This window comes from Ruegeria sp. ABV3_008, from assembly GCF_056161185.1.
The window spans coordinates 275,951-287,357 of sequence record NZ_JBSWYP010000004.1 but is presented as its reverse complement, the minus strand read 5'-3'; the positions used below and the strand labels follow the sequence as shown (position 1 = coordinate 287,357).

Below are 11,407 nucleotides of genomic sequence, written 5' to 3'. Positions count from 1 at the left end.
AAGACAATGGCGAGTGGTTTCTTTCAAGAGATCGAAAAGATCCGGTACGAGGGCGAAGACAGCAAGAACCCGCTCGCCTTTCGTCACTACAATCCAGATGAAGTCATCATGGGCAAACGCATGGAGGATCACCTGCGTTTCGCCGTCGCGTGGTGGCACTCGTTCGCCTGGGAAGGCGGCGATCCGTTTGGTGGCCCAACGCTTGAGCGCCCCTGGCATCCGCAGGATGATATGGGCCGGGCCAAGATGAAAGCTGACATCGCGTTCGAGATGTTCGACATTCTCGGGCAGCCCTATTTCTGCTGGCACGATGCGGATATTCGACCTGAACAGGGCAACTATGCGGATAACCTGAGAACTCTGGAAGAGATCACCGATTATATCGGTGAGAAGATGCAGGTCTCGGGAACCAAGCTGCTTTGGGGGACCGCCAATATGTTCAGCCATCGCCGCTGGATGGGCGGTGCCAGCACGAACCCTGATCCGGACGTGTTTGCCTTTGCAGCGGCAACGGTGAAATCTTGCATCGACGCCACCCACAAGCTGGGGGGTGAGAACTACGTCCTGTGGGGCGGGCGTGAAGGCTATGAGACGCTGCTCAACACCGATATGGGCGCCGAGCTTGATCATATGGGTCGGTTCCTGAACATGGTGGTCGAGTACAAGCACAAGATCGGCTTTAAGGGCACCATTCTGGTCGAACCCAAGCCACAGGAGCCGTCCAAGCATCAGTATGACTACGACGCTGCCACTTGCGTCGGCTTCCTTCGCAAGTACGGCCTTGAGGACGAAGTTAAGCTGAACCTCGAACAGGGGCACGCCATTCTGGCCGGTCACAGCTTTGAGCATGAGATCGCAACTGCGACGGCTGAAGGCATGCTGGGTTCAATCGACATGAACCGCAACGATTATCAGTCGGGTTGGGATACGGACCAGTTCCCCAACAACACGCCTGAGGTTGCCTTGGCCTACTATCATATCCTGAAGGCCGGAGGTTTCACCACTGGCGGCACCAATTTCGACGCGAAGATCCGGCGTCAGTCGATCGACGCCGAGGATCTGATCGCCGCGCATGTAGGTGGTATGGATATCTGCGCGCGCGGGTTGAAAGCGGCCGCCGCCATGATCGAAGATGGCGGGCTAGAAGCCGCGCTGGTGGACAGATACGCGGGCTGGTCGTCGGACACTGCACAATCCATGCTGTCCTCTGGTCTGGATAAGATCACGGCCCGCGTCTTGGCCGAGGATATCAACCCGCAGCCTCGCTCCGGTCGGCAGGAAATTCTCGAGAACTACGTCAACAGGTTCGTCTGAACCGCCACGCTTGGGCGGACTTCCCGCCCAACTACTCTTTCAAAGGCCCGCTGCACGACCTGAGTGCGCGGGCCTTTTTGTGATTATTAGCTCGGGTCGACCGGTTGATGAACCTCGATCACGTTGCCCTCGGGGTCTTGAAAGAAGACCTGATGCCATTCTTTCGCGAAGGTGGTGCCGTAGTCAGAATAGGGGATGCCGCGCTCGTCCAGCAGCTTCAGGAACGCTGGCAGATCGTCGGTACGAAAGGCGATATGGCCGCGTTCCACCGGGTTGATCACTTGCCCGTTCTTGAAGGCGACGTCAAAGGCGCGTTCAGCCAGATGCATTTGCATATGGCCCTCGGTCGCAAAGCGGATCTTGCCGTCATAACCGCTGTCCTCATCGGCCTCGGTCCTCGGGAAATTGTCTTGCGGGATGTCATCCAGCCCCAGCACGTTGGTGTAGAAATCGTGCATGCGATCAACATCATCGGCGACGAAGTTGATGTGATGGAATTCCAGTTTCATGCTCTGCCCTTGCCCTGAACATTCGGTGTCTTGGGACCTCTAGCATGTCGGTTGGTTTCTGTGGATGACAAATTGGCAAGGCGACCCCTTTGCGGGGGGTCGCCCGTTTCTTTATTCGAAGTTATAGGGCACGCCAGCCTGATTGATGACGCTGTTATACTCTTGGAAGATGCCGATGATCTTCTGATGGACTTCGCCTTCCTTAGCAATCTCGTCCCAGAATTCCTTGGCCGCGTTCTCCACTTCGGCCCATTCGCCGGGTGGAACCGAGCGCAACTCCAGCTTGTCACCATTGGCCCGCAACGCCGCTTCGCCACCCCAGTACCACTGGTTCCGATAGGTGTGCCCGGCTTCGATCCCCGCCATCACTACGGATTTCAGGTGATCCGGCAGCTCGTTCCAACGCTCTTGGTTGGCGAACCACGATCCGATCCATGCGCCCGAGATGTTGTTGGTCAGGAAGTAGTCGGTCACATCAGCCCAGCCGACCGTGTAATCCTCGGTAATGCCAGACCATGCCATGCCATCCAACTCACCCGTCTGAACGGCCACTTCGGCGTCCTCATAGGGGATGTTCACTGGAACCACGCCGAACTTGGCAAGGAAGCGACCGGCGGTCGGGAAGGTATAGAGCTTCAAACCATCCAGGTCAGCGACCGAGGTGATTTCCTTTTTGGTGTTAAAGTTGCAAGGGTCCTGACCGGCGGCAGACAGCCATTGCACACCGACCTTGGCGTATTCGTCGCGCCAGATATCGGCCAGCCCATACTGGTTAAACAGGACTGGAACGTCGAGGATGTGCTTGGTCGCAAAGGGAAAATACCCACCGAACACGCGCAACGGCGTGGGTGAGGCCATCGAGTCATCGTCCGAATGAACACCGTCGATGGTGCCGCGCTGAAGCGCCTGGAACAGCTCTCCGGTGGGGACGATCTGGTCGGCATAGAACAGCTCGATCTCAAGCTCGCCATTGGCGTTGGCGTTGATGTAATCGATGGCTGGTTTGGTCACATGCTCACCCAACGCACCCCCTGCGTAGGTCTGAAAGCGCCATTTGATCGGGGCCTGCGCTTTGACGATTGCGGGCGCTGCCAGCGTCGCAGGCGCGGCCAAAGCTGCAGTGCGTAAAAATCTACGTCTTGTTGTGGTCATAGTCTTCCTCTCCTGTGCTTATTGTTGAAATTGAACCGGTTTTTCCGGCTTCTCTTTCTTATGTGCTCAGTTTCCGTAGACGACGCCCGGAAGCCACAATGCAATTTCAGGGAAGGCCATCACCAATCCCAGTGCCACAGCCATCACGCAGACAAACGGGATGATGGAGCGGTAAATGTCTTTGATCGTCACCTCAGGCGGGGCCATGGCCCGCATCAGGAACAGGTTATACCCGAAAGGCGGTGTCATATAAGCGATTTGGCAGGTGATCGTGTAGAGCACACCGTACCAGATCAGGTCAAACCCAAGCGCTCCGACTAAGGGCACGTAGAGAGGGGCGACGATGACCAGCATGGCCGTGTCATCAAGGAATGTTCCCATGAGCAGAAAGCTCAACTGCATCAGGATCAGGATGATCCACGGGTTCAGGCCGAGTTGAACGGTAAACAGATTCTCGATTGCTTTGACCGCGCCCAGACCATCGAAGACAGCCCCAAAGGCGAGAGCGGCGAGGATGATCCACATGAACATGCAGGTGATGCCCAGCGTCTGCTTGATCGAGGTTTCAAAGACCTGCCATGTCATGCGACGTTTGAGAACGGCCGCCAGAAAGGCCGCGATAGCGCCAAGGGCCGAGCTTTCCACCAGTGATGTCCAGCCGTTGACAAAGGGCACCATCATCACCGCGAAGATGCCCAGAGGCAGCAGGCCAGCGCCCAGCAAACGCATCTTTTCGCCCCATGTGACCTCTGCGCGTTCCTCCGCGCTCATCACGGGGCCAAGCGCGGGATTGATGCGGCAGCGGATGGCGATATAGATGATGAACATCGTGGCCATCATCAAGCCGGGGATCACACCTGCCAGCCAGAGTTGCCCTACCGGTTGGCGCGCGATCATGGCATAGAGGACGAGCACGACTGAGGGTGGCACCAGAATGCCCAGAGACGATCCGGCCTGTATCACGCCGGTGACCATCAGCTTGTCGTAGTTGCGGCGTAGCAGCTCGGGTAAGGCGATGGTGGCTCCGATCGCCATGCCAGCCACAGACAAGCCGTTCATGGCCGAGATCAGAACCATCAGGCCGATTGTGCCAATGGCCAGCCCCCCGGACAGGCCGCCCATCCAGACATGGAACATCCGGTAGAGGTCGTCGGCAATCCGGGACTCGGACAGGATGTAGCCCATGAAAATGAACATCGGCAGGGTCAGAAGGGGGTACCAACGCATCACCTTGATCGCCGCCGCAAAGCCGAGATCGTATCCTCCGCGGTCCCCCCATAGGAAGAATGCTGCAACCACAGCGACAAAGCCAATCGCACCAAAGACCCGCTGACCGGTCAGTAGCATCAGCATCATGGTCGAGAACATGAGCGCGGCAATCAGTTCGTAGCTCACCCGCGATGCCCCCCTTCAAGGTCTTCGGGGGCCATGTGGACGGGCTCATCATCCTTTTTGCCCATGTCAAAGCCTTTGAGGCGCAGGATGTCCTTGCAGAGTTCCGATATCGCCTGAAGCAGCATCAGAAAGATGCCAATAACCATGATGGTCTTGATCGGCCAGATATAGGGTCGCCACGCCGAGGAGGAGCGTTCTCCACCATACTGGAAGGAATACATAAGGCTGTCCCAGCCACCCCACAGCAGAAAACCAAGGTAGGTAATCAGAAACAACACGGTTAGCGCGTCGATCTGGCTTTTCTTGCGGTCCGTCCATTCACCATAGAGCAGATCCATCCGAACATTCGCGCCCATCTGCATCGCGTAGGGCCCGCCCAGCATGTAATAGGCCACCATCGCGAACTGCGCCATTTCCAGCGTCCACAGGGACGGCACGAAGAATGTCTTGGAAACCGAGGAATACAGCAGGATCGCCATCATCACGAAGATGCCATACATGATCACGCGACCCAGCATCCGGTTGGCGCGGTCGATGAACCGCACATAAGTCATCATGGGTCCTGTCACGAGAGGCAGACTTTCAGGCGCTTTGGGTCATCAGACCGAACGCAACCATGCCGAGAACGCTGCTGACAGCAGCGCGTGATCCGGGCAATGCATTGGTTTGATTCAGTGTTTTTGCTCACGCTGGTATCAGAACGAGATGGTTGGATTCTGTCAAGCGCGGCTTCGGCTCAGGGCTTGCAAAACCCGTCTCAGTGGTGATTGCCCGAAAATGGCCCACCTTTTGGGCGAAACGAAACAGTTGACGCTGCGCCGCCATCTGAGAAGGTGACAGAACCCAAACGCTGTCGCAGAGCAGGTAGAACATGGCCAATCAATCCCAAAGCGAAGCCGTTTTCCTGAGTGGCAGCCTAATGCGACATGTCACGCGCATGTCTCTGACGACCAGCATCGGTCTGATGGCGATTTTTGCGGTCGATTTCGTCGACATGGTATTCATCTCGATGCTTGGCAATGACGCGTTGGCTGCCGCCGTGGGATATGCCGGAACGCTGCTGTTTTTCACCAATGCGATCAATATCGGCCTGTCGATCTCGTCCGGAGCGTTAACGGCACGGGCCTTGGGGGCAGGGCGGCCGGAGGAGGCGCGAAAATATGCCTCCAGCGTTGCAACGCTGGGTCTGTGCGTCGGGCTGGTAACCCCGGTGCTGGTGCTTTGGAACCTCAGCGCGTTGTTGTCGTTATTGGGGGCTGAAGGCGAGGTGTTGATGCTCGCCACACGTTATGTATCGATCATTTTGCCGACCATGTGGGTGATGGCGATTGCAATGGTTGCAATGGCGGTTCTGCGGGCGCATGGGGATGCGCGGCGATCCATGATGGCCACCATCTATGGCGGCGTGGTGAATGCGGTTCTCGACCCGATCCTGATTTTCGGGGTTGGTTTGGGGCTCGACGGTGCAGCGATTGCATCGGTGCTGGCGCGGATCTGCATGCTCGCCGCTGCGCTTTGGCCCGCCCTGCGCGTCCACCGAGGCTTTGCCCGCCCATCGCTGGGGCAAGTCGCATCCGATCTAAAACCAGTCCGGGCCATCGCGATCCCGGCCGTGCTGACCAATGTGGCAACCCCGATCGGCAATGCCATCGTGGTTCGTGAGATTGCCGAGTACGGAACGGATGCCGTGGCCGGAATGGCTGTGATCGGGCGACTTTTGCCGGTGGCGTTCTCGGTCATCTTTGCGCTGTCTGGGGCAATCGGCCCCATCATCGGGCAAAACTTCGGGGCCGAGCAGTTCACCCGCGTGCGCGAGGCCTTTCTGGCCGGCATCAAATTTACTGCGATCTACGTTCTTGGGATGGCGGCGGTCCTTTTCCTGTTGCGCGCACCAATCGCGGATCTGTTCGCGGCCGAGGGCGAGACCCGCGTGCTGATCTACCTGTTCTGCGGGCCTCTGGCGCTGGCGTCTTTCTTCAACGGTGTCATCTTCGTCGCCAATGCCAGCTTCAACAACCTTGGCCACCCGGTCTATTCCACATGGATCAACTGGGGCCGCCATACCGTGGGCACTTGGGTCTTCGCCTCAATTGGATCGGCACTGGCCGGGGCGTCCGGAGTTCTTTTGGGGCAGGCTTTCGGCGGCATCATCTTCGCCGCGATCAGTTGGAATTTGGTCGGCCGTGTTGTGTCTAGCTTAGAACGCGCGCAGGAGATCGACCCGTTTGCAGGTCAGAACCGCTTGCATTCTCTGTTTGGCCGTCGCGGCTGGTAGCACGAGGCAGGTGCCGGTGAACCATGGCTCTGCGACTGCCATAGGTTCAATGATCAGTTTGTGGTCGAAACGGTCGAAGGGCGTAACACGCTGGCGGAGGTTTGGGGTTCTGGAACGAAAGGTTGCCAGAGTGTTTTGCACGAATTGAACTGTAGCAACCACAACTGGAAACGCATCAATAGAAGCTACAGCGAGAGGCAACAAAGACAAAACAATGCAAGATTGAAGCCAGACTTCTGATTTTCTTTTAAATATTGAATACTGGTGAAGTGGCAGCCCGTAGGGGAATCGAACCCCTCTTTCCAGGTTGAAAACCTGGCGTCCTAACCGATAGACGAACGGGCCACTGAGCCTTGGCTCACAAGCAAAAATGGCAGCCCGTAGGGGAATCGAACCCCTCTTTCCAGGTTGAAAACCTGGCGTCCTAACCGATAGACGAACGGGCCACGCTAGCTTGTGGAGGGCCTTTTACGGTTTCACCCCGACCCCCGCAAGCCGAAAAATGCAGGGATGCGAAAGTTTTTTGACCTGTCCTGCTGTTGCCTTGAAACTGGTCATTTCGCCTCGGCCGCGTCCTCAAGACGTAGCTGTACGTTTTGGCGACCACCCCATGTGTTCACCTCAAGCCGACCGGCGAAATGAAAGCGCGCGCCGCCGTGATTTGAGAGCTTTTCGCCCATCGGCCCGTCGAAGGCTCCGAATGCGATCGCGTCCAGCCCGCCGCCAAGACCATCCGCAAGCGAGAGCTTTAGATGCGACTCGCCCACCCGTTTGGCAAACCGCACCTGTAGGTCGGGCAGGGCGTAGCGCGGAGCAGGGGCGCTGGCCCCAAAAGGCCCGGCTTTCTCAATTTGTTCAATCAGATCCACTGTCGCGGCGCCGGGCATCAACGCCCCGTCGAGCTTCATGTCCGCCGGACCACCTTGCCCTGCGCCTTGTTTTTCCAGCAGTTCTGACAGGCGCTTCATGGCCGGTTCCAGCTGGTCGCGCATCACGGTCAGCCCCGACGCCATCTTGTGACCGCCACCTTTGACCAACAACCCCTCAGCCGCTAGCCGCTGGATCGAGGCCCCTAGATCAACGCCCGAGACCGACCGCCCTGATCCTTTGCCTTCGTCCCCGTCAAAGCCGATCACAATCGCCGGGCGGTTGGCGTTTTCCTTCAGGCGCGAGGCGACGATACCGACAACGCCCGGATGCCACCCTTCGCCAGCGGCCCAGACCAAGGGTGCGTCCAAACCACGCTCCTCCGCCTGCTCAAGCGCGGCGGCCCTCACGGCGTTTTCGATATCGCGCCGTTCAGTGTTCAGCGCATCGAGCCGCTCGGAAAGGGCCTGCGCTTCGTGCAAAGAGTCAGAGCTGAGCAGTCGCGCTCCAAGATCGGCTTGTCCGATGCGTCCCCCGGCGTTCACCCTAGGTCCCAACAGAAACCCGAGGTGATGGCTGTTTGGCGCGGCATCCATGCGTGCTACATCCGATAGCGCGACAAGACCGGGGCGCTGACGACCTGCCATGACCTTCAAACCTTGTCGGACCAAAGCGCGGTTCGCTTCAATCAGCGGGGCAACATCGGCGACAGTCGCCAGCGCGACCAAATCCAGTAGAGGCACCAGATCCGGTCCTTTGGCGCCAGCCTCCCGCATTTGCCGCCCAGCCTCGACCAGCATCAGGAAGACAACGCCTGCCGCACAGAGATAGCCCAGATCGCCGCTTTCATCCTGCCGGTTCGGGTTCACCACGGCCACGCAATCCGGCAAAGTCTCACCGCCCAGATGGTGATCCAGCACGATCACATCAGCCCCTTTTGCTGCAGCGATCGGATCATGGCTCAGCGTGCCGCAATCCACGCAGATGATCAGGTCATGCGCCGCTGCCAGCGATTGCATCGCAGGCACGTTCGGCCCATAGCCTTCGTCGATGCGGTCCGGCACATAAAGCGTCGCCTGCAGACCCATCTGACGCAGCCAGATCACCAGCAACGCCGCCGAACTGCCTCCATCCACATCATAATCCGCAAAGACTGCGATCCGCTGCTTTTCGCGCACTGCTTTCAGAAACCGGGTCGCAGCGGCTTCCATATCTTTCATTCTGCGCGGGTCGGGCAAAAGCTCTTTCAGCTTTGGCTCCAGAAAACCAGCAGCCTCCATCGGAGGGACGCCCCGCCGCGCCAGCACTTGGCAAACGGCACGCGGCAAACCGGCCTGCTGCACCAGCATTTCAGTCGCGCGCTCAACTTCGGGCGCGGGCCCTACCCAGCGCCGGCCTGTCAAAGATTGCTCAACCCCAAGAAAACTCATCGCGCCTCTCATATGCCAAGGCCGGACCCATTTGGACCCGGCCTCTTCATCTTTTCACAGATACTCCCGCCGAAGGTATCGGCGCAAGCCGCTTAGGCTTCGTCGTGCGACCACATTGGCGTGCGGTAGGACATGCGGCGAACCGATCCGGTTTTCGAGCGCATCAGAAGGGTGGTGGTTTCAACCCAGCCCGGCTCGCGCTTGATGCGCGGCAACAGAGAGCCACCGGTTACGCCGGTTGCGGCAAAGATCACATCGGCCGTCACCATCTCGTCACGTGCATAGACACGGTCAAGATCGGTGATGCCCGCCTTGGCGGCGCGGCCACGTTCGTCATCGTTGCGGAACAACAAACGGCCAAAAATTTGACCACCCATGCATTTCAGAGCAGCGGCGGCCAGAACGCCCTCGGGCGCGCCGCCCTGGCCCATATACATGTCGATGCCGGTGGTTTCGCTTTCTGCGCAGTGCATGACACCGGCCACGTCACCATCAGTGATCAGACGGATCGAGGCACCGGTTTCGCGCACCTCGGCGATCATGGCCTCGTGGCGCGGACGTTCCAGAATGCAAACGGTAATATCGGCCGGCTCACAGCCCTTGGCTTTGGCCAGTGCCTCAACACGTTCGCGCGGGCTCATGTCGAGCGAGACGACGCCTTCGGGATAGCCGGGGCCAACGGCCAGCTTGTCCATATACACATCCGGCGCATGCAGCATCGAGCCGCGCGGGCCCATGGCGATCACGGTCAGTGCGTTTGGCATGTCCTTCGCGGTCAGCGTGGTGCCTTCCAGCGGGTCCAGAGCGATATCCACGCCGGGGCCTTCGCCGGTGCCAACCTCTTCGCCGATATAGAGCATCGGCGCTTCGTCACGCTCGCCTTCGCCGATGACCACAACGCCTGCGATATCCAGCAGGTTCAACTGCTCGCGCATCGCGTTCACGGCGGCCTGGTCGGCGGCTTTCTCATCACCACGCCCCACCAGCGAGGCCGAGGCAAGCGCGGCCTGTTCCGCAACCCGCGCAAGGCCCAAGGACAGCAGGCGGTCGTTAAAGTCGATTTTGGCAGCGTTCATGCGTTGTATTCCTTTGGCAGGCAATGGCGTTTCGTCTGGCATAGCCTGCGGATGGCGCAGGCTGCAAGGGTTCAGACCTGTTCAATCCGAAGCGCGACAGGCTCACCCGCGACAACATCAGTTGTGCGGAACCCGTCCAGCGCCACGTCCAGAGTGGCCCGAGTGGTCTTGTGCGTGACAATCAGGACGGGGGCTGTGCTGTCGCTGTGGCCGTACTGGCGCATCCGGTCAATCGACACGCCCGCGTCCCCCAGAATGGCCGCAACCTTGGCCAGCGCTCCGGGTTTGTCCAGCAAGCCCAGACGCAGGTAATAGGGCGCAGGCAGGCCTGTGATGGCTGGGGTGGCGTCTTCAAGGCTGGACGCAGGGCGCCCGAAGGTCGAGATTTTCAGACCCCGTGCCAGATCGCAAACATCGCCCATCACCGCGCTTGCAGTTGGTCCTTCGCCCGCTCCGGGGCCGCGTAGTACGACCTGTTCAACCGCGTCACCTTCGATCACCACCATATTGGTGCCGCCTTCGAGCTGACCAAGCGGCGAGTCGCTAGGCACGAGGCAGGGCTGCATACGCTGCTCCAGGCCGCGCGCAGTACGCTGCGCCAGACCCAGCAGCTTGATCCGGTAACCCATGTCGTGGGCCTGATGAATGTCGTCGAGGCTGATTTGCTGGATACCTTCAATCTCGATCCCGTCGAAATTCGGTTTCGTGCCAAACGCGATCGATGACAGCAGGGCCAGTTTATGCGCCGCGTCAATGCCGCCCACATCCAGGTTCGGATCCGCTTCGAGGTAGCCCAGTTCGGCGCATTCGTCGAACAGCGCGTTATAGCCTTTTTCCTGCGATTGCATGCGGGTCAGGATGTAGTTGCAGGTGCCGTTCATCACGCCCATCACGCGGGTGATCTCGTTTCCAGCCAGACCTTCGGTGAGGGATTTGATCACCGGGATGCCTCCGGCGACGGCGGCCTCGAACCGGATCACGCGGCCTGCGGCTTCGGCCTTCTCGGCCAGTTCCTGACCATGGATTGCCAGCAGGGCCTTGTTGGCCGTGACAACATCCTTGCCGCTGGCCAGCGCCGCCTCGACCGAGGCTTTGGCTGGGCCGTTTTCACCGCCCATCAACTCGACAAATACGTCCACGTCATCGCGTTTTGCCAAGGCTACGGGATCGGTTTCCCACGCATAGTCCGACAGGTTCACGCCCCGGTCTTTGCTTGAATCGCGGGCCGACACGGCGACGATTTCAATCGGGCGTCCGGTGCGTGCCTGCAGTAGATCGGCATGACGCCGGACAATCCGGACAACACCCACGCCAACAGTTCCCAAGCCCGCAATTCCAAGCCGCAGCGCCTGTGTCATCCCGTGGGTTCCTTTCGCTCGTACCAGTCTG

General features: G+C 59.2%; 9 protein-coding genes and 2 tRNA genes. 2 read left to right on the top strand and 9 right to left on the bottom strand.

What is annotated here, in order from left to right; genetic code table 11:
- Positions 1–6 precede the first annotated feature (6 nt).
- Positions 7–1,314 (top strand): xylose isomerase, encoded by a 1,308-nt coding sequence (xylA, locus tag ACXAH8_RS09890; protein ID WP_475217947.1) that lies wholly within the window; start codon positions 7–9, stop codon positions 1,312–1,314.
- Positions 1,315–1,400: 86 nt separating this feature from the next.
- On the opposite strand, the gene ACXAH8_RS09885 is transcribed toward xylA, so the two are convergent.
- From ACXAH8_RS09885 to ACXAH8_RS09870, 4 genes are all read right to left on the bottom strand, one after another.
- On the bottom strand, positions 1,401–1,823 hold the full coding sequence (locus tag ACXAH8_RS09885; RefSeq protein ID WP_475217945.1) for a VOC family protein: 423 nt from the start codon (positions 1,821–1,823) through the stop codon (positions 1,401–1,403).
- Positions 1,824–1,934: 111 nt separating this feature from the next.
- Positions 1,935–2,975: a TRAP transporter substrate-binding protein gene (locus ACXAH8_RS09880; RefSeq protein WP_475217942.1), complete on the bottom strand. Its 1,041-nt coding sequence runs from the start codon at positions 2,973–2,975 to the stop codon at positions 1,935–1,937.
- Between the two features lie 66 nt (positions 2,976–3,041).
- Entirely contained in the window at positions 3,042–4,370 is a 1,329-nt protein-coding gene (locus tag ACXAH8_RS09875) for a TRAP transporter large permease (protein WP_475217940.1), read from the bottom strand.
- Positions 4,367–4,927 (bottom strand): TRAP transporter small permease subunit, encoded by a 561-nt coding sequence (locus tag ACXAH8_RS09870; protein ID WP_170376848.1) that lies wholly within the window; start codon positions 4,925–4,927, stop codon positions 4,367–4,369. The genes ACXAH8_RS09875 and ACXAH8_RS09870 overlap by 4 nt, the downstream gene beginning before the upstream one ends.
- A 314-nt stretch (positions 4,928–5,241) precedes the next feature.
- On the opposite strand from ACXAH8_RS09870, the gene ACXAH8_RS09865 reads away from it, so the two are divergent.
- Positions 5,242–6,645 (top strand): MATE family efflux transporter, encoded by a 1,404-nt coding sequence (locus ACXAH8_RS09865; protein ID WP_475217938.1) that lies wholly within the window; start codon positions 5,242–5,244, stop codon positions 6,643–6,645.
- 270 nt (positions 6,646–6,915) lie between these two features.
- Here ACXAH8_RS09865 and ACXAH8_RS09860 read toward each other — a convergent pair.
- The 5 genes from ACXAH8_RS09860 to ACXAH8_RS09840 form a co-directional block, all read right to left on the bottom strand.
- Positions 6,916–6,990, bottom strand: a tRNA-Glu gene (locus ACXAH8_RS09860).
- A gap of 26 nt (positions 6,991–7,016) precedes the next feature.
- A tRNA-Glu gene (locus ACXAH8_RS09855) sits at positions 7,017–7,091 on the bottom strand.
- A gap of 108 nt (positions 7,092–7,199) precedes the next feature.
- On the bottom strand, positions 7,200–8,942 hold the full coding sequence (gene recJ / locus ACXAH8_RS09850) for a single-stranded-DNA-specific exonuclease RecJ (protein ID WP_475217936.1): 1,743 nt from the start codon (positions 8,940–8,942) through the stop codon (positions 7,200–7,202).
- A gap of 92 nt (positions 8,943–9,034) precedes the next feature.
- Positions 9,035–10,018 (bottom strand): class II fructose-bisphosphatase, encoded by a 984-nt coding sequence (gene glpX, locus ACXAH8_RS09845; protein ID WP_170642301.1) that lies wholly within the window; start codon positions 10,016–10,018, stop codon positions 9,035–9,037.
- Between the two features lie 71 nt (positions 10,019–10,089).
- Positions 10,090–11,376, bottom strand: coding sequence for a homoserine dehydrogenase (locus tag ACXAH8_RS09840; RefSeq protein WP_170376220.1), 1,287 nt, complete (start codon positions 11,374–11,376; stop codon positions 10,090–10,092).
- Positions 11,377–11,407 lie beyond the last annotated feature (31 nt).

Bases quoted from the DNA above. Each gene is read 5' to 3' on its own strand.
- xylA (WP_475217947.1), top strand. From the start codon at position 7: ATGGCGAGTGGTTTCTTTCAAGAGATCGAAAAGATCCGGTACGAGGGC.
- ACXAH8_RS09885 (WP_475217945.1), bottom strand. From the start codon at position 1,823: ATGAAACTGGAATTCCATCACATCAACTTCGTCGCCGATGATGTTGAT.
- ACXAH8_RS09880 (WP_475217942.1), bottom strand. From the start codon at position 2,975: ATGACCACAACAAGACGTAGATTTTTACGCACTGCAGCTTTGGCCGCG.
- ACXAH8_RS09870 (WP_170376848.1), bottom strand. From the start codon at position 4,927: ATGATGACTTATGTGCGGTTCATCGACCGCGCCAACCGGATGCTGGGT.
- ACXAH8_RS09865 (WP_475217938.1), top strand. From the start codon at position 5,242: ATGGCCAATCAATCCCAAAGCGAAGCCGTTTTCCTGAGTGGCAGCCTA.
- recJ (WP_475217936.1), bottom strand. From the start codon at position 8,942: ATGAGTTTTCTTGGGGTTGAGCAATCTTTGACAGGCCGGCGCTGGGTA.
- glpX (WP_170642301.1), bottom strand. From the start codon at position 10,018: ATGAACGCTGCCAAAATCGACTTTAACGACCGCCTGCTGTCCTTGGGC.
- ACXAH8_RS09840 (WP_170376220.1), bottom strand. From the start codon at position 11,376: ATGACACAGGCGCTGCGGCTTGGAATTGCGGGCTTGGGAACTGTTGGC.